Source organism: Aquabacterium sp. (assembly GCF_044226965.1).
In the GTDB taxonomy this organism is placed as follows: domain Bacteria; phylum Pseudomonadota; class Gammaproteobacteria; order Burkholderiales; family Burkholderiaceae_C; genus Pseudaquabacterium.
Window position 1 is genome coordinate 1 of record NZ_JBGAGA010000093.1, and the last position, 21,518, is coordinate 21,518.

A 21,518-nucleotide genomic window follows, 5' to 3' on the forward strand; every position below is an offset into this window, starting at 1 on the left:
CACCGACGCCGGCCGCGCCAAGCGCGCCGAGGCGCAGCGCCATTGGCGCGTGGCGCAGGAATCGCTGAACGAGCGCCTGGGCCTGGCCCGGGTGAAGGCGCTGCATGCGCTGATCGACGAATCGCTGGCCTGCCTGGCCGACCCCGCATCCGATGGAGACGACGATGAGCAGTAACGCTTCGGCGGCCGCACGCGCACCGGGCGCCCGCTCGCGTTCATGGCCGGTGTGGCTGGTGCTGCTGGCTGCCGCCGGCACCTTTGCGTTGACGATGGGCACGCGCCAGACCATGGGCCTGTTCCTCGGCGACCTGAACACCGCCACGCGGCTGGGCCTGGGCCAGATCAGCCTGGCCTTCGCGTTCGGCCAGCTCTGGTGGGGGCTGACGCAGCCCTTCGCCGGCGCGATGGCTGATCGCGTCGGCGCCGGTCGCGTGCTGTTCATCGGCGTGCTGCTGGTGGCGCTGGGCACCTTTCTCACGCCCTTCATGACGACGACGGCCGGGCTGATCTTCGCCATCGGCATGCTGGCCGCGGGTGGCGCCGGCATGGCCGGCCCGGCGGTGCTGATGGCCACCACCGCGAGGTTGATCCCGGCCAGCCAGCGCGGCCTGGCCACCGGCATCGTCAATGCGGGCGGCTCGACCGGCCAGTTCCTGATGGCGCCAATTGCCGGCGCGCTGCTGGTCGCGCTGGGCTGGGTCAACGCGATGCAGTTGATGGGCCTGCTGGTGCTGCTGGCCCTGCCGGCGGCCTATGTGCTGAAGGGTGGCGCCGTGGCGGCGGTCCCGACCAGCCCTGCAGCCGCCAAGCCGGTGGGCGCGCGTGCGGCCATCGGCCAGGCGCTGCGCCACCCGAGCTATCTGATGCTCGCGGCCGGCTTCTTCGTCTGCGGCTTCCACGTCGCGTTCCTGGCCACGCACCTGCCGGGCGTCATCGCGGCCTGCGGGCTGCCGGTGCAGTACGGCGCCTGGTCGCTGGCGATGCTGGGGCTGTTCAACATCGTCGGCAGCGTGCTGATGGGCTGGGCCGTCGGCCGCTGGCGCATGAAGTCGCTGCTGTCGCTGGTGTACGCGGCGCGCGCCGTCGCGGTGCTGGCGTTCCTGCTGGCGCCCAAGAGCGGCGTGGTGCTGCTGGTGTTCGCGGCGGTGATGGGGCTGACCTTCCTGTCCACCGTGCCGCCCACGGCCGGGCTGGTGGCCAAGTTCTTCGGCGTGCAGAACATGGCCATGCTGTTCGGCATGGTGATGCTCACGCACCAGGTGGGCGGCTTCCTCGGCGCGTTCCTCGGCGGCAAGGTGTTCGAGGCCACCGGCAATTTCGACCTGGTCTGGTACATCGACATCGTGCTGGCCGTGGGCGCGGCACTGATCCACCTGCCGATCCGCGAGGCTCGCCCGCAGCCCGCGGCCGTGGCGGCCTGAACCGGCGCCGGGACGCAGCGCATGAGCGGCGCCGACACGCTGAACCCGCGGACCCGTGCGCTGCTGCAGGCGCCGATCGTGCCGACCCTGCTGAAGCTCGGCGCGCCCAACGTGCTGGTGATGCTGGCGCAGGCCGGCGCCGGGCTGATCGAGACCTGGTTCGTCGGCCGCCTGGGCACCGACGCGCTGGCCGGCATGGCGCTGGTGTTCCCGGTGGTGATGCTGATGCAGATGACCTCGGCCGGCGCGATGGGCGGCGGCATCGCTTCGGCCATCGCCCGGGCGCTGGGTGCGCGGCGGCGCGAGGATGCCGATGCGCTGGTGCAGCAGGCGCTGTGGATCGCGCTGGGCTTTGCCGCGGTGTTCATGGTCGGCGCGCTGCTCGGTGGGCGCTGGCTGTACAGCCGCATGGGTGGCACCGGCGCCGCACTCGACGCAGCGCTGACCTACTCGCACTGGGTCTTTGCCGGCGCCGCGCTGGTGTGGGTCTTCAATTCGCTATCGGCCGTGATACGCGGCACCGGCAACATGGCGGTGCCGGCCATCGTCGTGGTGGTCGGCACGGTGGCGCTGGTGCCGCTGTCGGCGCTGCTGATCTTCGGCTGGGGGCCGCTGCCGGGCCTGGGCGTGGCCGGTGGCGCGATCAGCCTGCTGCTGTACTACGCGGCCGGCAGCCTGGCGCTGCTGCTGTACCTGCGCTCGCCGGCCAGCGGGCTGCGGCCGCACTGGCGGCGCCTGGTACTGAAGCTGGCGCTGTGCTGGGACATCCTGCGCGTGGGCCTGGCCGGCTCGGTGTCGACCGTGGCCACGAACCTCGCGATCGGCCTCACCACCGCGCTGGTCGGCCGCTTCGGCACCGCTGCGATTGCGGGTTATGGCACCGCCGCGCGGCTGGAGTACCTGCTGGTGCCGCTGGTCTTCGGCCTGGGCGCCCCACTGGTCGCGATGGTGGGCACCAGCATCGGCGCGAAGCAGCATGAACGGGCCTTGCGTGCGGCCTGGACCGGCGCGCTGCTGGCCTTCCTGATGACCGAGGCCATCGGCCTGTGGGCAGCGGCCTTCCCGCAGGCCTGGCTGCGCCTGTTCACCCAGGACCCGCAGATCATCGAGGCCGGCGCCGTGTACCTGCGCGCGGTCGGTCCGGTCTACGGCTTCTTCGGCCTGGGCCTGGTGCTGTACTTCGCGTCGCAGGGCGCGGGCCGGCTGATGTGGCCGGTGGTCGGCAACATCGCACGGCTCGCCGTCGCCGCGGCGGGCGGCTGGCTCGCGCTGCGCGCGGGCGGTGGGCTCACGGCGCTGTTCGTCGCTCAGGCCGCGGCCTTGATGGTCTATGGCCTGCTCAACGTCAGCACCGTGGCCGGCGGTGCGTGGTTCGGCCGCGTAGGCTGGCCGCGCAGCACCCGCGGGCTGCTGCGGCGGCTGCAGGCCTAACCCGTGTTGCGCAAACCGGCCGCAATGCCGTTGATCGAGATGTGGATGCCACGCTGCACCCGCTCGTTGGCGGGGTCGCCTTCCTTGCGCTGGCGGTAGCGCCGCATCAGCTCGACCTGCAGGTGGTTCAGCGGGTCGAGGTAGGGGAAGCGGTGCTCGATCGAGCGCGCCAGCGCCGGGTTGCTCTGCAGCCGCTCGCTTTCGCCGGTGATGAGCGACAGCGCGGCCTGCGTGCGTTCCCATTCGGCCCGGATCGCCGCGAAGATGCGCTTGCCCAGGCGCTTGTCCTCGACCAGCTCGACATAGCGCGCCGCGATGCGCAGGTCGCTCTTGGCCAGCACCATGTCCAGGTTCGACAGCAGCGTGCGGAAGAAGGGCCACTGCCGGTGCATGCGTTGCAGCAGCTCGAGCTTGGTCTTGCGCTCGGCGCCGCTGCCCAGGTACTGCTCGATCGCCGAGCCGAAGCCGCACCAGCCCGGCAGCGCCACGCGGCACTGGCCCCACGAGAAGCCCCAGGGAATGGCGCGCAGGTCTTCGATGGCCCGCGTGGCCTTGCGCGAGGCCGGGCGCGAGCCGATGTTCAGCTCGGCGATCTCGCGGATCGGCGTGGCCGAGAAGAAGTAGTCGGTGAAGCCGTTGGTCTCATACACCAGCGCGCGGTAGGCGGCGTAGCTGGCATCGCTGATCGCGGCCGCCGCTTCGAGGAAGGCCTTCGGCGCGCTCTTGGTCGGGTGCAGCAGCGTGGCTTCCAGCGTGGCGGCCACCAGGGTCTCGAGGTTGCGGCGGCCGATCTCGGGGTTGGCGTACTTCGAGCCGATGACCTCGCCCTGCTCGGTGAGGCGGATCTGGCCCTTCACGGTGCCCGGCGGCTGCGCCAGGATGGCCTGGTAGCTCGGACCGCCGCCGCGGCCCACGGTGCCGCCGCGGCCATGGAACAGGCGCAAGGTGATGCCAGGGTCCTGGCTCAAAGGCTCGAAGACGGAGACCAGCGCGAGCTCGGCGCGGTACAGCTCCCAGTTGCTGGTGAAGAAGCCGCCGTCCTTGTTGCTGTCGCTGTAGCCGAGCATGATGTCCTGCTCGCCGCCCGAGCGCTTGACCAGCTCGGTGATGCCCGGCAGCGCGTAGAACTTGCGCATGATCTCCGAGGCGTTGCGCAGGTCGCCGATGGTCTCGAACAGCGGCACGACGATCAGCGCATTGGTCGCGCCATCGTCCAGCGTGCCGGTGAGCAGGCCGCTCTCTTTCTGCAATAGCAGCACCTCGAGCAGGTCGCTCACGTCTTCGGTGTGGCTGATGATGTAGTGGCGCAGCGCCTCGCGGCCATACAGCGCCAGCATCTCCACCGCGGTCTCGAAGATCGCCAGCTCGCCTTGCGCCAGCTCGCTGTAGGCCGCGCCGCGCACGCGCAGCGGCCGCGCGTCATTCAGCAGCTGCAGCAGCAGGGCGCGGCGGGCGCCTTCGTCCAGCGCGTTGTAGTCCGGCTCGATGCGGGCCACCTTCAGCAGCTCGGCCACCACCGCCTCGTGCTTGTCCGAGCTCTGGCGCAGGTCGACCGTGGCCAGGTGGAAGCCGAACACCTGCACCGCGCGCTGCAGCGGCGCGAGGCGCGGGCCGATCAGCGCCTGCGCATGGTGTGAACGCAGCGAGTCGGCCACTACCTGCAGGTCGGCGAGGAATTCCTCCGGGCCGCGGTAGGGCTTCTGCGGCGCCACCGCATGGCGCAGCGCCTCCGTGCCGGTGAGCTCCTGCAGCGTGGCGGCCAGGCGCGAATACACGCCGATCAGCGCGCGGCGGTAGGGCTCGTCCTCGCGGTGCGGGTTGCGGTCGGGCGAGGCCTCGGCCAGCGCATGCATCGCCGGCGTCACCGGTGCCAGCATGTTCGAAGTGGAGAGCTCGGCGCCGAGCTCGTGCACCTCGGTCAGGTAGAAGCGCAGCGCCATCTCGCTCTGGCGGGCCAGCGCGCGCTTCAGCGTTTCGGCGCTGACGTTCGGGTTGCCGTCGCGGTCGCCGCCGATCCAGTTGCCCATGCGCAGGAAGCTCGGCACCTCGTGGCCCTTCAGCGATTCCTCGATCTCGCGGTACAGCTTCGGGATCTGGCGCAGGAAGGTGCTCTGGTAGTAGCTCAGCGCGTTCTCGATCTCGTCGGCCACCGTCAGCTTGGTGTAGCGCAGCATGCGCGTCTGCCACAGCTGGGTGACGCGGGCGCGCAGCAGGTCCTCGTTCTCGCGGCGCTCGCGCTCGGTGTGCAGTTCGTCGCGCTGGCCCACCAGTTCGGCGATGGCGCGCTCGGCGTCCAGGATGCTCTTGCGCTGCACCTCGGTGGGGTGGGCGGTGAGCACCGGCGCGATGTAGGCGTGCTGCAGCGTCTGCGCCACGTCGGCCGCGCGGATGTCGGCCTTGTGCAGGCGCTCGAAGCTCATCGCCAGCGAACCTTCCTGCAGGTGGCCCTCGCGCTCGTGGTGCAGGCGGCGGCGCACGTGGTGGCGGTCTTCGGCGATGTTGGCCAGGTGCGAGAAGTAGCTGAACGCGCGGATCACGCTGACGGTCTGGTCGCCCGACAGGTTCTTCAGCAGCCGGTCGAGCACGCGGCCGGCCGAGGCGTCCTTCTTCAGCCGGTAGGCCACCGACAGCTGGCGCACCCGCTCGATCAGCTCGAAGGCTTCCTTGCCTTCCTGCTCGCGGATCACGTCACCCAGGATGCGGCCGAGTAACCGGATATCGTCGACCAGGGGCTTGTTCTTGGCTGCGGCGTCCTGGGCATCCAGGCGGGAAGCCGGTGACGGTGTGTCGGACGGGCTGCGCGGCTTGGACGTCGTGCGGGGCATGAGAGGGGCTCCGTGGTGTAACCGAGTTACCAATCGGCGGGTGGCGCATGGTAGCAGCAGGCAACGGCCAGCGCCAAGGTCCCTAGCGATAATCGGGCCACCATGTTGAACCCCCAGCTCACTTCATTCGCGCCCCCCGTGGGGGGCTTCGTGTCCTTCGGGCGGCCGGGCGGACACGAATGACGACCCCCCTCCTGATCGCCACCCGCGAGAGCCGACTCGCGCTGTGGCAGGCCGAGCACGTGCGCGCGCTGCTGGGCCAGCGCTTCGGCCTGGACGTGCAGCTGCTGGGCATGACCACCCGTGGCGACCAGATCCTCGACCGCAGCCTGTCCAAGGTTGGCGGCAAGGGCCTGTTCGTCAAGGAACTCGAAGTGGCGCTGGAGGAAGGCCGTGCCCACCTGGCCGTGCATTCGCTGAAGGACGTGCCGATGGAGCTGCCCGCCGGCTTCGTGCTGGCCGCGGTGCTGGAGCGCGAAGACCCGCGCGACGCCTTCGTCTCGAACCGCTACGCGGCGCTGGACGAGCTGCCGCAGGGCGCGGTGGTCGGCACCTCCAGCCTGCGCCGCGTGGTGCAGCTGATGAACCTGCGGCCCGACCTGCGCATCGAGCCGCTGCGCGGCAACCTCGATACGCGGCTGCGCAAGCTGGACGACGGCGGCTACGACGCGATCGTGCTCGCCGCCGCGGGCCTCATGCGCCTGGGCCTGGCGGCGCGCATCCGCGCCCGCTTCGACGCCGCGCAGATGACGCCGGCCGCCGGCCAGGGCGCGCTGGGCATCGAGGTGCGCGCCTCGGCCCAGGCCCTGCGCGACCAGCTGGCGCAGCTGACGCACACCCCCACCTGGCTGGCCGCGCATGCCGAGCGCGCGGTGTCGCGCAGCCTGGGCGGCAGCTGCAGCATGCCGCTGGCGGCCTACGCCACCTGGCAGGACGGGACGCTGGTGCTCGATGCCGCGCTGGGTCATCCGGTGGAACCGACGCGGCCGCTGCTGCGCACGCAGGTCCGTGGCCAGCCGGTCGATGCCGCGGCGGCCACCGCGCTGGGCGAGCAGGCCGCGCAGCAGCTGCGCGCGCTGGGCGCGGCCGGCTACCTGGCGAGCGGTGGCTGACGGCACGCCCGCGCCCGGGGCCGCACCGCTGCTGCTGGTGACGCGGCCGCCGGCGCAGGCCGACGAGTGGGTGGCGCAGCTGGCCGCGCGCGGCATCGCGGCGCAGGCCCTGCCGCTGCTGGGCATTGCCGATGCACCGGACCCGGCCGCGCTGCGGGCCGCCTGGGCCGGCCTGGCCGACCAGCAGCTGGCGATGTTCGTCAGCCCCAGCGCGGTCGAGCGCTTCTTTGGCCAGGCACCCGCGGCAGCGCAGTGGCCGGCCGGCACCTGGGCCGGCAGCACCGGGCCGGGCACCTCGGCCGCGCTGCTGCGCGCCGGCGTGCCGGCCGCGGCCATCGTCTCGCCACCGCAGGACGAGGCGCGCTTCGACTCCGAGGCGCTGTGGCGGCAGCTGCAGCTGCGGCGCGACTGGCGCGGCGCCCGGGCGCTGATCGTGCGCGGCGAAGGCGGCCGCGACTGGCTGGCCGAGACCTTGCGCCAGCATGGCGCGCAGGTGCACTTCGTCGAGGCCTACCGCCGCACTGCACCGGTGCTGACGGCGGCGCAGCAGGCCCTGCTGCAGCAGGCGCTGGCGCAGCCGGCGCTGCACCTGTGGCACTTCAGCAGCAGCGAGGCCGTGCACCAGCTGCCCGCGCTGGCGCCGGGTGCGCAGTGGTCGCGCAGCCGGGCGCTGGCCACCCACCCTCGCATCGCGCAGGCCGCGCGCGACATCGGTTTCGGCGCCGTGCAAGCCGTGGACGTGGGGGTCGACGCGGTCGCGGCGCACATCACCCGATCGATACAATCCGCGCGACCGTGAACGACACCGCTTCGACCCCCGAGAGCGGCCCCGCCGCCGGGGCCGGTGCGGATGCCGCGACAAGCCCCGCCGCAGCGCCCGCGTCCGCCATGCCGGCGGCCACCGGCATCGGCCCGGCCGCAGCGCCGGCCGTGGTCAGCGTCTCGCAGCGCAGCCTCCTGATCGGTGCCGTCGTGGCCGGCGCCTTCGCGGTGGCCAGCCTCACGCTGGCCATCTACACGCAGCAGCGCGTCAAGACGCTGGAGCAGGAGCTGGTGCGCCGCCAGCAGGACAGCCAGAGCCAGGCCATCGAGGCCAGGGCCGTGGCCAAGCAGGCCCAGGAAGTGGCGCATGCGGCCGAGGCCAAGGTCGCGGTGCTCGAGGGCCGCGTGGCCGAGAACGCGCTGCAGCGCAGCCAGCTCGAGGAGCTGATCCAGCAGCTGTCACGCTCGCGCGACGAGAACGTGCTGGCCGATGTCGAGCAGGCCATCCGCGTCGCGGTGCAGCAGACCTCCATCACCGGCAGCGCCGAGCCGCTGATCAACGCGATGCGCCAGGGCGAGGAGCGGCTGGCGCGCATCAACCAGCCGCGGGTCGAGCGCGTGCGCCGGGCGCTGGCGCGCGACATCGACCGTGTCAAGGCCGTGTCGCTGACCGACATCGCCAGCCTGACCATCAAGCTCGACGAAGCGGTGCGCATGGTCGACGACCTGCCGCTGCTGTCGCAGCCCGAGCGGCGCGTGGCCGCGGCGCCGGCCGCAGCCGCCGCAGCCGCCTCGGCCGCCGCCCGGCCAGCCAGCAGCGGCCGTGCCGCCGAATGGATGCAGCGCGCGGCCGAGGGCTGGCACCAGGTCAGCGGCCGCGTGTGGGACGAGGTGCGTTCGCTGGTGCGCGTGACCCGCATCGCCAACCCCGAGGCGATGCTGGTCTCGCCCGAGCAGGCCTGGTTCATGCGCGAGAACCTGAAACTGCGCCTGATGAACGCCCGGCTGGCGTTGATGTCGCGCCAGTTCGACACCGCCCAGGCCGACCTGCGCGATGCCCAGGGCGCCCTCGAGCGCTATTTCGACCGCAGCTCGCGCCGCGTGGTGACCTCGACCGAGCTGGTGCGCCAGGTCGCCAGCCAGTCTCGGCAGCTGGCGGTGCCGCGACCGGACGAGACGCTGGCCGCCATCGCGGCCGCGCAGGCCGGACGTTAGGCAGCATGCGCACCGTCATCTGGCTGGTGCTGCTGTTCGTCGTCGCGGTGGTCGCCGCGCTGACGCTGGGCGACAACGACGGCCTGGCCTCGTTCTACTGGGGTCGCTGGCGGCTGGACATGTCGCTGAACTTCTTCGTGCTGGCGGCGCTGGGCGTCGGCTTCGTCGTGATGTCGGCAGCGCAGGCCATCAGCGCGCTGGTGGGCCTGCCGGCGCGCGCACGTGAATGGCGTGCGCTGCGGCTCGAACGCGCCGCGCAGGCCGCGCTGCGCGAGGCGCTGACCGAATACTTCGGCGGCCGCTACACCCGCGCGTACAAGGCCGCGCAGCGCGCCCTGGCCATCCGCGACGATGCCGCCGGCGTCACCGCCGAGCGCGACTTCCAGCTGCTGGCCACGCTGCTGGCCGCCGGCAGCCTGCACAAGCTGCAGGACCGCGGCCGGCGCGACGAGCTGCTGCGCCGCTTCATCGTGCCGGGCCAGCGCCCCAACACGCCGGTGGACGAGGGCGCCCGCCTGCTGGCCGTCGAATGGGCGCTGGACGACCGCGATGCCGGCCGCGCCGAAGCCCTGCTGGCCGAGCTGCCGCCCGGCGTGGCCCGCCGCACGCAGGCGCTGCGCCTGAAGCTGCAGGCCGCGCGGCTGGCGCGCCGGCCGCTCGAGGCGCTGCACACTGCGCGCCTGCTGGCCAACCACCAGGCCTTCTCCACCGTCGCGGCCCAGGGCCTGCTGCGTTCGCTGGCCTTCGAGGTGCTGGACGACGCGCACGACATCGACCAGCTGCGCCGCGGCTGGCAGCAGTTCGACGCCGCCGACCAGCGCGACCCGTACGTCACCGCCCGCGCCGCGCGGCGCGCCGCGGCGATGGGCCATCCCGGCGAAGCCTGCCTGTGGTTGCGACCGCTGTGGGAACGCTTCGACGACATCGGCCGCGAGGGTCGCCACCAGCTGGCGCTGGCGCTGATCGACGCGGTCGGCGGCGTCGGTGCCGACTGGCTGCCGCGGGTCGAGGCCGCGCAGCGCAACCACCCGGCCGAGTCGGCGGTGCAGGGCGCTGTCGGCATGGTGCTGTTCCAGCGCCAGCTGTGGGGCAAGGCGCGGCGCCCGCTCGAGCAGGCCGCCCGCGACGAGAGCCTGGACCCCACCACCCGCCGCCGCGCTTGGCGCACGCTGGCCGCGCTGGCGCGCGAAGAGGCCGACGAGCCGCGCGCGGTGAGCTGCGAGCGCGCCGCCGCACAAATCGATTGAGCGTCAGAAATTTGCTGCTATACTGCGAGGCTTCGCGGCTGTAGCTCAGCTGGATAGAGTACTTGGCTACGAACCAAGGGGTCGTGGGTTCGATTCCTGCCAGCCGCACCAGAACTTCGTTCTAGATCAACGGGTTAGCTCCAAAAGAGCTAGCCCGTTTTTCTTTGTCCCGGGGCCGCCCAGGCCTTGTTCATGCTTCACCAGCGCAGCACCTGGTCCAGTTCCGCGGGCTGCGCCGCCAGGGCTTCGAGCCAGGCCGTGGTGCGCGTGCGCATGCTGGCGAACAGCGCGCTGGCACTGCGGATCGGCAGGGGGCCCATGCGGGCCAGCGCGACCAGGGTGCTCAGCGTGCCGCGGCGATCGACCACCTGCGAGAACGCCCCGCGCGCCCAGCAGTGGCCGCCCTCCGCGCAGCGCAGCTTGAGCGGCACCACGCACGGCGTGCCGTCGGCCAGCGACTGCCAGACCTCGCGCAGGATCTGCAGCGGCATGTCCGGATGGCGCAGCGCCTCGAGGGGCAGGCCGCGCAGCGCGTCCGGCCGGTAGCCGCTGGTGAGAGCGAAGCCGGGGCTGACGTGGCGGATGCGCTGCTGCAGGTCCAGCGTCAGCACCAGCACCACACCGCGATCGATCTCGCGCCCGGGGCGCTCGGACAAGGGGGCNAGACCGCTGTGGGAACGCTTCGACGAGATCGGCCGCGAGGGGCGCCACCAGCTGGCGCTGGCGCTGATCGACGCGGTCGGCGGTGTCGGTGCCGACTGGCTGCCGCGGGTCGAGGCCGCGCAGCGCAACCACCCGGCCGAGTCGGCGGTGCAGGGCGCTGCCGGCATGGTGCTGTTCCAGCGCCAGCTGTGGGGCAAGGCGCGGCGCCCGCTGGAGCAGGCCGCCCGCGACGAGAGCCTGGACCCCACCACCCGTCGTCGCGCCTGGCGCACGCTGGCCGCGCTGGCGCGCGAAGAGGCCGACGAACCGCGTGCGGTGAGCTGCGAGCGTGCCGCCGCACAAATCGATTGAGCGCCAAAAATTTGCTGCTATACTCTGAGGCTTCGCGGCTGTAGCTCAGCTGGATAGAGTACTTGGCTACGAACCAAGGGGTCGTGGGTTCGATTCCTGCCAGCCGCACCAGAACTTCGTTCTAGACCAACGGGTTAGCTCCAAAAGGGCTAGCCCGTTTTTCTTTGTCCCCGGGGCCGCCCAGGCCTTGTTCATGCCTCACCAGCGCAGCACCTGGTCCAGTTCCGCGGGCTGCGCCGCAAGCGTTTCGAGCCAGGCCGTGGTGCGCGTGCGCATGCTGGCGAACAGCGCGCTGGCACTGCGGATCGGCAGGGGGCCCATGCGGGCCAGCACGACCAGGGTGCTCAGCGTGCCGCGCCGATCGACCACCTGCGAGAACGCCCCACGCGCCCAGCAGTGGCCGCCCTCCGCGCAGCGCAGCTTCAGCGGCACCACGCACGGCGTGCCGTCGGCCAGCGACTGCCAGGCCTCGCGCAGGATCTGCAAGGGCATGTCCGGATGGCGCAGCGCCTCGAAGGGCTGGCCGCGCAGCGCGTCCGGCCGGTAGCCGCTGGTGAGGGCGAAGCCGGGGCTGACGTGGCGGATGCGCTGCTGCAGGTCCAGCGTCAGCACCAGCACCACACCGCGATCGATCTCGCGCCCGGGGCGCTCGGACAAGGGGGCATTGAACACGGGGCTCGGCGCAGGCAAGGGTGACGATGCCCGTGTTTTCGGCCGCGCGGCGGCGAACTCCTGTCGGGAACTCTTGTGCCACCGGGTCGGGGAAGCTGGCGCCGCGGCGCCGCATCGTTCGACTTGACGACATCCCCGCGCCCGCCGCGGCGACCCGCTTCTACAGTCGGGCGCTGTCGAGAACGGAGTGCCGCATGAAGATCGCGTTCGTGTCCTGCTTCGATGCGCTGGGTTCGCCGGCGCAGCCGGTCTGGCAGCGGCTGCAGGCGCTGCAGCCCGACGTGCTGCTGCTGCTGGGCGACAGCATCTACATGGACTACTGGCCGCACCTCGGCCAGGGCCGCCACTGGCCGCCGCAGCGTTTTGCCGACGAGATGTACCGCCGCTATGCGGCGCAGTGGCAGGTGCCGGGCTTTCGTGCGCTGCTGGGCCGGGTGCGGCAGGTGGGGGCGGTCTGGGACGACCATGACTACGCCTGGAACAAGTCGCACGGCAGCGGTGCGCAGGACAAGTACTGGGTGGCGCCGGACACGCGCCGCATCAGCCGGGCGCTGTTCATGGACTTCCGCGGCGCGCTGGCCGCGCCGGAGCTCGACTACCCGACCCAGCCGCCGCTGGCGCAGCTGCTGCAGGGGCCGGACGCGGGCATCGAGGCCAGATTCGACCTGGACGGCGTGCGCTTCATCCTGCTCGACGGGCGCAGCTACCGCACCGAGCCCGGCGGCGACCTGCACGGCGCGGCCCAGCGCAGCTGGTTCGAAGGGCTGGTGCGTGGTGCGCCGGGCGTCAGCGTCGCGGCCTCGGGCAGCACGCTGGCGCGTTCGGGCGAGAGCTGGGACAACTTCGCCGACTACGAATGGCTGATGACCGCCCGGCTGCCGCGCCTGCTGCTGCTGTCGGGCGACATCCATGCGAACAAGCCCCAGGTGCACGAACATGCCGGCTACACCCTGCACGAGGCCACCTCGTCCGGCGTGGCGCGCCGCGGCCTGGGCGGCGCGAGCGGCAACTTTGCCGTGGTCGACCTGCAGGGCACGCAGGCCCGGGTGCAGTGGTACGACGACGACAGCCCGGATCCGCAGATCGACAAGACCTGGCAGCTTTGAACGCCGCGGCCCATCATGACGGCCCGGCGGCTGTCACAGCCGCGGGCCCTCGTCCGTCTGGGGGCTGTGAAGACTGGATGGATGCCGATGGACCCGACCGCCCCGCCGACCGTACCGCCGCCGCCGGACGACACCGCCACCTTCGCCGCGCTGCGCCCGCGGCTGTTCGCCATCGCCTACCGCATGCTGGGCACGCGGGCCGATGCGGAAGACCTGGTGCAGGACGCCTGGCTGCGCTGGCATCGCACGCCGGACAAGGCCGCGCTGCAATCGGCCGAAGCCTGGCTGGTGACCACGGTGACCCGGCTGGCCATCGACCGCCTGCGCGCGGCCAAGACCGAGCGCGAGGCCTATATCGGCTGGTGGCTGCCCGAGCCGCTGGTGGCGGCGGTCGACGAGCGCACGCCCGAGGCCGCGCTGGCGTTGGCCGGTGAACTCTCGCTGGCCTTCCTGTGGGTGCTGGAGCGCCTGACGCCCGACGAGCGCGCGGCCTTCCTGCTGCGCCAGGTGTTCGACCACGACTATGCCGAGATCGCCACGATGCTCGGCAGGAGCGAGGCCGCCTGCCGCCAGCTGGTGCACCGCGCCAGCGAACGGGTGCAGCAGCAGCGCCCGCGCTTCGAGGTGCCACCCGCCCGGCACCGCCAGCTGCTCGAACGCTTCATGCACGCCGCGCACACCGGCGCGCATGCCCAGATGAAGGCGCTGCTGGCCGACGACGTGCAGCTGCTCGGCGACGGCGGCGGCAAGGTGCCGAGCTTCGGCCACGTGCTCGAAGGGCCCGAGCGCGTCACCAACCTGTACTGGGCGCAGTGGAAGCGGCTGGGCGAGCAGGTGCGCTACCGGCTGGTCAGCCTCAACGGCGAACCGGGCCTGCTGCGCTATGTGAGCGGCCGGCTCGAATCGGCGCAGGCCTTCGTGATCGACGACCAGGGTCGCATCGCCGCCATCTACGCGGTGCGCAACCCGGACAAGCTGGCGGGTATTCCGGGCGAACTTTGATCGGGGGCTGTCACAGCGCGCGCGGCTGGCGCGTCTTGGCTGTATTCCTCCACCCTCGACGAAAGGTCGATCATGAGCACCACCGCCCGCGTCCCCTACATGCAACTCGCGCCCAAGGCCTTCCAGGGCCTGTACGCGCTGTCCAACAGCCTGCGCCGCGACCTGCTCGGCGCGCGCCTGCTGGACCTGGTGTTCCTGCGCGTGTCGCAGATCAACGGCTGTGCGTTTTGCATCGACATGCACTGGAAGGACCTGATCAAGCTCGACGCCGACCCGCGCCACCTGAACGCACTGGCCGGCTGGCGCGAAGCGCCGTTCTTCAGCGAGCGCGAGCGTGCCGCGCTGCGCTGGGCCGAGATCGTCACCGCCACCCCGCACGGCGACGCCAGCGACGCGGAGTTCGCCGCCCTGCGCCAGCAGTTCAGCGATGAAGAGATCGCCGAGCTCGGCTTCGCGATCGCGACCATCAATGCCTGGAACCTGCTGAACGTGAGCTTCCGCAATCCCGTCCCCGCCTGACGGGTTCGCGCCGCGGCCGGCGTTCAAGGCCGCGTTCCCGTGCTTCGTCGCACACCGGCTGCCGGCGAGCGCCCGGCTGCCTAGCATGCGCGCCACTCGAGCTCTCTGAAGAAGGGGTGGACGACGATGATGCGCACGATGTTCTTGGGGCTGGCGCTGGCCGCGGCTGCCGGCTGCGGCCTGCCCACCAGCGGGCTCGCGGCCGGCCTGCCACCGGTGGTGCAGGCCACCGGCCCGGCCCGGCCGCCGGCCGATGCCGAGGCCGCGATCCAGGACCTGCTGCAACGCTACGCCCGCGCCTGGTACGAGGGCAATGCCGCGCTGATGCTCGGCACCTTGCACCCGGACCACCTGCACCAGACCGTGGTGCACACGCCGAACCGGCTCGACCGGCTCGAGGGCAGCAGCGGCCTGGCCTGGCTGGAGCAGACCGATCGCGGCCTGGGCCGCGCCACCCCGCCCGCGCAGCGCAAGGCCGAGGTGGCCGGGCTGCAGGTGGGGCAGGGCATCGCGTCGGCCTGGCTGCAGTTGGCCGACCGGCGCGAGCGCCTGCAGCTGGTGCTGTGGAACAACGAATGGCGCGTGCTGCACAGTGCCAGCGAACGCAGCGAGAAGGCGCCCGCATGAGCAATACGCTGACGCTGATGATCAACGGCCAGCCGCAGACCGTGCAGGCCGATCCCGAGATGCCGCTGCTGTGGCTGCTGCGCGACCGGCTGGCGCTCACCGGCACCAAGTACGGCTGCGGCATGGGCCTGTGCGGCGCCTGCACCGTGCAGGTCGACGGCCAGCCGGCGCGCGCCTGCCAGCTGCCGGTGGGCGAGATCGGCAGCCGCCGCATCACCACGATCGAGGGCCTGTCGCCCGACGGCAATCATCCGGTGCAGCAGGCCTGGCGCGCGCTGAACGTGCCGCAGTGCGGCTACTGCCAGTCCGGCCAGATGATGGCCGCCGCCGCGCTGCTGCGCGAGCAGCCGAAGCCGGACAGTGCACAGGTGCGCCAGGCGCTGCAGGGCCATGTCTGCCGCTGCGGCACCTACGGCCGCATCGAGCAGGCGGTGCTGATGGCCGCTGACATGGCGCGTCAGGAGCCGGCGCGATGAGCGCGCGTTCACCGGGCCTGACACGCCGCGGCCTGCTGCAGGCCGGCGGCGCGCTGCTGCTGCCGCTGCGGCTGGGTTCGGCCGCCGCCGGCGCGGCCGAGGGCGGCGCGACGGCGCTGGCGCCGAATGCCTTCGTGCGTATCGGCGCCGACGACAGCGTGCGCCTTACGGTGCACCGCTCGGAGATGGGCCAGGGCATCCGCACCACGCTGGCGATGGTGCTGTGCGACGAGCTCGATGCCGACTGGTCGCGCGTCAGCGTCGAGCAGGCCGATGGCGATGCGCGCTACGGCGACCAGGACACGGTCGGCGACTACAGCCTGCTGTCCAGCTGGCAGCCGCTGCGCCAGGCCGCGGCCACCGCGCGGGCGCTGCTGCTGCAGGCCGCCAGTCAGCGGATGGGCGTGCCGCTGGCGCAGCTGCGCACCGAGGCCGGCCGGGTGATGGCCGGGTCCGGCACGGACGCTCGCTTTGTGCGCTATGGCGATCTGGTCGCGCTGGCCGCCACGCTGCCCGTGCCCGCCAGCCCGGTCTTGAAGACGCCCGAGCAGTTCCGCCTGATCGGCCGCCCGATGCCCGGCATCGACCTGCAGGCGCTGACCACCGGGCGCCGGGTCTACGGCCTGGACGTGCAGCGCCCGGGCCTGCGCTACGCGGTGATCGAGCGCGCGCCGCTGCCGGCGGTGAAGCTCAAGTCCTTCGATGCCAGCGCGGCCCGCGCGGTGCCCGGCGTGCAGTCGGTGTTCGCGCTGCCCGCCACCTTCGCCGCCGAGGGCGCCTGCTACGCGGGCGTGGCCATCGTCGCCGACGACAGCTGGGCCTGCCTGAAGGCACGCCGGCTGCTGCGCGTCGAATGGGACCGCAGCGCGCTGCCGGCCGACATGCCGCTGGACAGCGCCGCGATCCGCCAGCGCATGGACACCGCGGCCGCGCAGCCCGGCGTGGTGTTCCGCAGCACCGGCGACGTGGAGGCGGCCCGCCGCAGCGCCGCGCGCACGCTGGCGCGGCGGTACCACACGCCCTTCCTCGCGCACGTTCCGCTGGAGCCGCCGAACTGCACCGCGGAGGTTCGCGCCGACGGCTGCGAGGTCTGGGCACCGACGCAGAACCCCGGCGACGCGCGCGAGCGCATCGCCGCCGCACTCGGCCTGCCGCTGGACAAGGTCACCGTGCATGTCATGCACCTGGGCGGCGGCTTCGGCCGCAAGTCGATGCACGACTTCGTGCTCGAGGCGGTGCGCATCAGCCGCGAGGCGAAGGCGCCGGTCAAGCTGTTCTGGACCCGCGAGGACGACCTGCGCCATGGCTACTACCGCTCGGCCAGCGTGGCGGCGATGGAAGGCGGGCTGGATGCGCAGGGCGAGCTGCTGTTCTGGCGCCAGCACACGGTGCATTCGAGCCAGCAGCCGACCTCGGAAGAGGGCGCGGTGAGCCAGCTCGGGCTCGGCGAGGCCTGGGGCGGCATGGTGCGCACGCCCTATGCCATTGCCCACCAGCGCTACGAGGGCACGCATGTCGAGACGCCGCTGAAGCGCGCGTGGCTGCGCGGCGTGCAGGACGGCTTCCATGCCTTCGCGGCCAACTGCTTCCTCGACGAGCTGGCGACGCTGGCCGGCCGCGACCCGCTGGCCTGGCGGCTGGCGCTGCTGGCCGGCGAGCGCCGGGTGCAGTTCGTGCGCAGCAGCGCCGACACCGACCTGTACCTGGACACCGCGCGCTATGCCGCGGTGATGCGGCGCGTTGCCGAGATGGTGGACTGGCCGCAGCCGCGCACAGCCGGCCGTGGCCTGGGCCTGGCCACGCATGTGCACGGGCCGACCTACGTGGCGATGGTGGCCGAGGTGCAGCGTGAAGGTTCGGGCTGGCGCCTCGAACGCGTGGCCTGCGCGGTCGACTGCGGTCTGGTGGTCAACCCCGACGGCGCGCGGGCACAGGTGGAAGGCGCCATCCTGTTCGGCCTGTCGTGCTGCCTGCACGGCGGCATCACGCTGGCCGACGGCGCGGTGCAGCAGGGCAACTTCCACGACCATCCGGTGGCGCGCATCGGCGACGCGCCGCGCATCGAGGTGGCCTTCGTGCCCGGCGGCGCGCGGCCGGTGGGCCTGGGCGAGCCCTGCGTGCCGGCGGTGGCGCCGGCGCTGGCCAATGCCATCGCGGCGGCGGGCCTGCCGCGGCCCTACGACTGGCCCCTGCGCGCGGCCGGGTGAGCGCGGCGGTGGCCAGTGCCGGCGGTATGCTCCCCGGCCTCACCACCGCAGCACGCCACCATGACCCCCTCGCACACCGGCGACACCTTCCACAACTTCATCGGCGGCGACTGGGTGCCCGGCGCGTCCACGCTGCCCAACATCAATCCCTCGGACACGCGCGACGTGATCGGCCACTACGCGCAGGCCGATGCCGCGCAGGCCGAGGCCGCGATCGCCGCCGCCCGTGCCGCGTTTCCGGCTTGGCGCCAGAGCACGCCGCAGCAGCGCTTCGACATCCTCGATGCGGTGGGCAACGAGATCCTGGCGCGCAAGGACGAGCTGGGCCGCCTGCTCTCGCGCGAGGAAGGCAAGACCTTGCCCGAAGGCATTGGCGAGACCGTGCGCGCCGGCATGATCTTCAAGTTTTTTGCTGGCGAAGCCTTGCGCCTGGGCGGCGAGGCGCTGCCGTCGGTGCGGCCGGGCGTCGGTGTGGAGGTGTTGCGCCAGCCGCTGGGCGTGGTCGGGCTGATCACGCCGTGGAACTTCCCGATCGCGATTCCCGCGTGGAAGATCGCGCCGGCGCTGGCCTGCGGCAACTGCGTCGTGCACAAGCCGGCCGAGCTGGTGCCGGCGTCGTCCTGGGCGCTGGCCGAGATCCTGTCGCGCACGGCCTTGCAGGACAAGGCGTTCCGGGGCGTGTTCAACCTCGTCATCGGCCCGGGCTCGAAGGTCGGTCATGCACTGGTGCATTCGCCGCAGGTCGATGCCCTGAGCTTCACCGGCTCGGTGCCCACCGGCCGCCGCATCATTGCCGACTGCGCCGCGCGCGGCGCCAAGGTGCAGGCCGAGATGGGGGGCAAGAACCCGCTGGTGGTGCTGGACGATGCCGACCTGGCGGTGGCGGTGAACGCGGCCGTGCAGAGCGGCTACTTCTCGACCGGCCAGCGCTGCACCGCGTCCAGCCGCATCATCGTGACCGAGGGCATCCACGACCGCTTCGTGGCCGCGGTGGTCGACAAGCTGCGCAGCCTGACCATCGACCACGCGCTGAAGCCCGGCACCGACATCGGCCCGGTGGTCGACGAACGCCAGCTGGCCCAGAACCTGAAGTACGTGGCCCTCGCGCAGCGCGAAGGCGGCACGCTGGCCTGGGGCGGCGAGGCGGTGCAGCGCGAGACGCCGGGCTTCTACCAGCTGCCGGCCCTCATCACCGGCACCGACGCGTCGATGACGATCAACCGCGAGGAAGTCTTCGGTCCCGTCGCCAGCGTGCTGCGCGTGAAGGACTACGAAGCCGCGCTGGCCGCCGCCAACGACACCGAGTTCGGCCTTTCGGCCGGCATCTGCACCACGTCCTTGAAGCACGCCACGCACTTCAAGCTGCACGCGCAGGCCGGCATGGTGATGGTCAACCTGCCCACCGCCGGCGTCGACTACCACGTGCCCTTCGGCGGCCGCAAGGGCTCGAGCTACGGCCCGCGCGAGCAGGGCAGCCATGCGCGCGAGTTCTACACCACGGTGAAGACGGCCTACACCTTCGCGGGCTGAGGCGCAGCACTCGGCGCCCGCACGGCGCGCGGGCTGGCAGGCCAAGGACGCGGCCAGGTCAGCGCCGGCCTTCGCCGATCAGCACGTAGGGTGCCCAGTACGCCGGGTGGGCGTAGCGCGGCGTGGCCGCCAGGGCCTGCATGGCCTGGCGGTGGCTTTCGGCCTTGCGCGCCGTGGGATGCGCGGCCCAGTGCTCGAACAGCGCCGTGGTCAGCCGCTTGGCGCTCTCGGTCTCGACGGCCCAGTGCGTGGCCAGCAGCGTGCGCGTGCCGGCATACAGGAAGCCGCGGGCCAGGCCGGTGAGGGCTTCGTCGTCGCGCCCGTCGCCGGCGGCGGTGTTGCAGGCGCTCAGCACCACCCACTCGGCATTGAGCCGCAACGACAGCACGTCGTCCAGCTTCAGCAACGGGGCCAGCAGCGAGGCATCGCCCGGCGTGGCGGCCATCGCCAGCGCGGGCTGGTCCAGGCCGGGCAGGTCGTCGCGCCCCAGGCCGTGCGTCGCGAAGACCACCACGCGCTTGCGCGCCAGCGTGCCGGCCCGGCTGGCGGCCAGCACGCTGTCGCGGGTGGCCGCCGGCCCCAGCACCAGGTCGCGCGCCGCATCGGCCTTCAGCGAGGCGGCGATGCCCTGCAGCTCGTCGCGGCTCTCGGGCAGCGTGGCCAGGTCGCCGTAGCGCATCGCCGAGCGCGAGACCGGCGCCGGGCGGGCGTCCCGCGGCGCATGGCCCAGCGCGAACGCCGGGTCGCCCCAGCCGATGAAGGGCTCGGGGGCGGCGGGGCTGGGCGGCAGCGAACGCAGCGTGAGCCAGGCGCCGACGGTGGGCATCTGCGTCACCGTCCAGCGGTCCAGCAGCCAGCTGCTGCGGCCGGTATCGGCCGGGTCGGTGCGCAGCAGTGCCGGGAACGGCACCGATCCCAAGGGGCCGCTGGCCACCACGATCAGGTGCTTCACCGTGGCCAGCGAGCCTTCCACCGGCGTGATCAGCCGCTGGTACAGCTCGGCCGCCGCGCGGCGATCGAAGGGCGGCAGCGGCCCGTTGCCGAAGGTGACCGAGCGTCGCAGCTGGGCCGACAGCGCGGCCAGACCGTCGCGTCCGATCGGCGCGCGCGCGACGACCGGCAGCTCATTCGCGGTGACCGTCCAGATCACCGTCTCCTGCGCCAGCGGCAGCATGAACACCAGGGCCTCGTCGCCGGCCAGGCGCTGGGCCACGCCCGAGGCATCGGCCAACGGCGGGCTGGCCAGCTGGTCGTAGTTCGGGTAGCGCCCGCGGATCAGCACGCGCAGCTCGGTGCGCCGCTGCTCCAGCGCCACCAGGCGCTTGCGTGCCGCCGCGCGCCCGTCGTCCGCCAAGGCGGCACCGTCCTGGCCGGCCAGCTGTTCCTGCAGCACGTTGAGCTCGCGCTGGGCATCCTGGTCCTCGCGCACCAGGTCGCGCAGCGTGTCGTCGCTCGAGGCCGCGCGCAGCGCCGCGGCGGCCATCGCCTCGGCGGTGAGGCCGCTGCGCAGCCGGTCGGCCGCGCCCATGGCCAGGATCGCCTGCAGCCCGCCGCGGGCGGCCGCGGCTTCGACGTAGGTGGCGAAGATCAGCTCGCGCAGCTGCGGGCGCAGGCCGCGGTTGAGCTGGACGTTAGCTGCGGGCGCAGGCCGCGGTTGAGCTGGACGTTCGGATGCGTTGGCGACAGCAGCCGCACGCTGGCACTGCGCAGGTGGTCGAGCGCCTGCTCGCGCAGCTCCGGCTTGCCGCTGCGCCACTGCGCGACGCCGAGCAGGCCTTCGGCCTGGGCATGGTAGTAGTGGCCCTCGCCGCGCAGCTTGAGCTGCGTGTCGGTCACCGACTTGAAGCGGCCGACGGCGCTGTCGGCCTGGCCGGTGGCCAGTTGCACCAGGCCGCGCTCGAAAGGCAGGCTCGCGGCGTCCTTCAGGCCCGGCTGGGTCGCCAGCCGGGCATCCAGCGCGGCCAGCAACGGCACGGCCTCGGCCGCGCGCGACTGGGCCCACAGCGTCACGGCCAGCTGCGCCGTCATTTCCACCGTGCTGCGCACCAGCGGGCGGTTGAGGCCGGCATTCACGGCCAGCGCGGCCCTCAGGTGTTTCTCGGCCGACGCGGCATCGCGCTGGGCCATGGCCAGCTCCGCGTGCACGCGGTGCGCGCCGATCTGCCAGCTGACCGGCATGTGCCGTTCCGCCACGAAGCGTTCATGCGCCTGCAGCTGCGCCGCCGCCTCGTCAAGGCGGTCCATGTCCGTCAGTGCGCCGACGATGCTCTTCTGGATGACCCCGAGCTGCGATGCCGTCACCGCCGTCGCGATCTGGGCCCGGTCGGCCTCGGCCAGTGCGGCGGTGGCGGC

Annotated in this window: 18 protein-coding genes and 2 tRNA genes; 15 read left to right on the top strand and 5 right to left on the bottom strand. The window is 72.5% G+C overall.

Going from position 1 to position 21,518, the window contains the following annotated elements; translation table 11 throughout:
• The first annotated feature begins 164 nt into the window (after positions 1 to 164).
• A complete protein-coding gene (locus ACILR4_RS26330; RefSeq protein WP_395703869.1) occupies positions 165 to 1,421 on the top strand; it encodes an MFS transporter in 1,257 nt (418 codons plus the stop codon).
• Between the two features lie 21 nt (positions 1,422 to 1,442).
• Positions 1,443 to 2,852, top strand: coding sequence for an MATE family efflux transporter (locus ACILR4_RS26335; protein ID WP_395703870.1), 1,410 nt, complete (start codon positions 1,443 to 1,445; stop codon positions 2,850 to 2,852).
• On the opposite strand, the gene ppc is transcribed toward ACILR4_RS26335, so the two are convergent.
• Positions 2,849 to 5,677: a phosphoenolpyruvate carboxylase gene (ppc, locus tag ACILR4_RS26340; protein WP_395703871.1), complete on the bottom strand. Its 2,829-nt coding sequence runs from the start codon at positions 5,675 to 5,677 to the stop codon at positions 2,849 to 2,851. The two genes, ACILR4_RS26335 and ppc, sit on opposite strands and share 4 nt — an antisense overlap.
• Before the next feature lie 179 nt (positions 5,678 to 5,856).
• On the opposite strand from ppc, the gene hemC reads away from it, so the two are divergent.
• From hemC to ACILR4_RS26365, 5 genes are all read left to right on the top strand, one after another.
• Positions 5,857 to 6,789, top strand: coding sequence for a hydroxymethylbilane synthase (hemC, locus tag ACILR4_RS26345; RefSeq protein WP_395703872.1), 933 nt, complete (start codon positions 5,857 to 5,859; stop codon positions 6,787 to 6,789).
• Positions 6,782 to 7,588 carry a uroporphyrinogen-III synthase gene (locus tag ACILR4_RS26350; RefSeq protein ID WP_395703873.1) on the top strand — a complete coding sequence of 269 codons (807 nt, stop codon included), beginning with the start codon at positions 6,782 to 6,784 and terminating at the stop codon, positions 7,586 to 7,588. Before hemC ends, ACILR4_RS26350 begins: the two co-directional genes overlap by 8 nt.
• Positions 7,585 to 8,766 (top strand): uroporphyrinogen-III C-methyltransferase, encoded by a 1,182-nt coding sequence (locus tag ACILR4_RS26355; RefSeq protein WP_395703874.1) that lies wholly within the window; start codon positions 7,585 to 7,587, stop codon positions 8,764 to 8,766. The genes ACILR4_RS26350 and ACILR4_RS26355 overlap by 4 nt, the downstream gene beginning before the upstream one ends.
• A gap of 5 nt (positions 8,767 to 8,771) precedes the next feature.
• Entirely contained in the window at positions 8,772 to 10,013 is a 1,242-nt protein-coding gene (locus ACILR4_RS26360) for a heme biosynthesis HemY N-terminal domain-containing protein (protein ID WP_395703875.1), read from the top strand.
• A gap of 34 nt (positions 10,014 to 10,047) precedes the next feature.
• Positions 10,048 to 10,124: transfer RNA gene (locus ACILR4_RS26365), tRNA-Arg, on the top strand.
• Positions 10,125 to 10,210: 86 nt separating this feature from the next.
• Here the strand turns inward: ACILR4_RS26365 and ACILR4_RS26370 are convergent.
• Positions 10,211 to 10,633, bottom strand: a complete 423-nt coding sequence (locus ACILR4_RS26370) for a PAS domain-containing protein (RefSeq protein ID WP_395703876.1) — start codon at positions 10,631 to 10,633, stop codon at positions 10,211 to 10,213.
• A 428-nt stretch (positions 10,634 to 11,061) separates the two neighbouring features.
• On the opposite strand from ACILR4_RS26370, the gene ACILR4_RS26375 reads away from it, so the two are divergent.
• A tRNA-Arg gene (locus ACILR4_RS26375) sits at positions 11,062 to 11,138 on the top strand.
• Positions 11,139 to 11,225: 87 nt separating this feature from the next.
• On the opposite strand, the gene ACILR4_RS26380 is transcribed toward ACILR4_RS26375, so the two are convergent.
• A complete protein-coding gene (locus ACILR4_RS26380; RefSeq protein ID WP_395703877.1) occupies positions 11,226 to 11,684 on the bottom strand; it encodes a PAS domain-containing protein in 459 nt (152 codons plus the stop codon).
• Positions 11,685 to 11,893: 209 nt separating this feature from the next.
• Here ACILR4_RS26380 and ACILR4_RS26385 point away from each other — a divergent pair, with 209 nt between their 5' ends.
• The 7 genes from ACILR4_RS26385 (at position 11,894) to ACILR4_RS26415 (ending at position 19,166) form a co-directional block, all read left to right on the top strand.
• Positions 11,894 to 12,805: an alkaline phosphatase D family protein gene (locus ACILR4_RS26385; protein ID WP_395703878.1), complete on the top strand. Its 912-nt coding sequence runs from the start codon at positions 11,894 to 11,896 to the stop codon at positions 12,803 to 12,805.
• 81 nt (positions 12,806 to 12,886) lie between these two features.
• Positions 12,887 to 13,807 (top strand): RNA polymerase sigma-70 factor, encoded by a 921-nt coding sequence (locus ACILR4_RS26390; RefSeq protein WP_395703879.1) that lies wholly within the window; start codon positions 12,887 to 12,889, stop codon positions 13,805 to 13,807.
• 72 nt (positions 13,808 to 13,879) lie between these two features.
• Positions 13,880 to 14,326: a carboxymuconolactone decarboxylase family protein gene (locus ACILR4_RS26395; RefSeq protein WP_395703880.1), complete on the top strand. Its 447-nt coding sequence runs from the start codon at positions 13,880 to 13,882 to the stop codon at positions 14,324 to 14,326.
• 129 nt (positions 14,327 to 14,455) lie between these two features.
• Complete coding sequence (locus ACILR4_RS26400; RefSeq protein ID WP_395703881.1) at positions 14,456 to 14,953, top strand: nuclear transport factor 2 family protein; 498 nt, start codon at positions 14,456 to 14,458, stop codon at positions 14,951 to 14,953.
• Entirely contained in the window at positions 14,950 to 15,429 is a 480-nt protein-coding gene (locus ACILR4_RS26405) for a (2Fe-2S)-binding protein (RefSeq protein ID WP_395703882.1), read from the top strand. Before ACILR4_RS26400 ends, ACILR4_RS26405 begins: the two co-directional genes overlap by 4 nt.
• Positions 15,426 to 17,636 carry a molybdopterin cofactor-binding domain-containing protein gene (locus ACILR4_RS26410; RefSeq protein WP_395703883.1) on the top strand — a complete coding sequence of 737 codons (2,211 nt, stop codon included), beginning with the start codon at positions 15,426 to 15,428 and terminating at the stop codon, positions 17,634 to 17,636. Before ACILR4_RS26405 ends, ACILR4_RS26410 begins: the two co-directional genes overlap by 4 nt.
• A gap of 60 nt (positions 17,637 to 17,696) precedes the next feature.
• Positions 17,697 to 19,166: an aldehyde dehydrogenase family protein gene (locus ACILR4_RS26415; protein ID WP_395703884.1), complete on the top strand. Its 1,470-nt coding sequence runs from the start codon at positions 17,697 to 17,699 to the stop codon at positions 19,164 to 19,166.
• A 58-nt stretch (positions 19,167 to 19,224) separates the two neighbouring features.
• Here ACILR4_RS26415 and ACILR4_RS26420 read toward each other — a convergent pair whose 3' ends face one another.
• Both ACILR4_RS26420 and ACILR4_RS26425 read right to left on the bottom strand, forming a co-directional pair.
• Positions 19,225 to 20,694, bottom strand: coding sequence for a CHAT domain-containing protein (locus ACILR4_RS26420; protein WP_395703885.1), 1,470 nt, complete (start codon positions 20,692 to 20,694; stop codon positions 19,225 to 19,227).
• A 59-nt stretch (positions 20,695 to 20,753) separates the two neighbouring features.
• Positions 20,754 to 21,518, bottom strand: a 765-nt coding sequence (locus tag ACILR4_RS26425) for a hypothetical protein (protein WP_395703886.1), incomplete at its 5' end; no start/stop codon positions are given.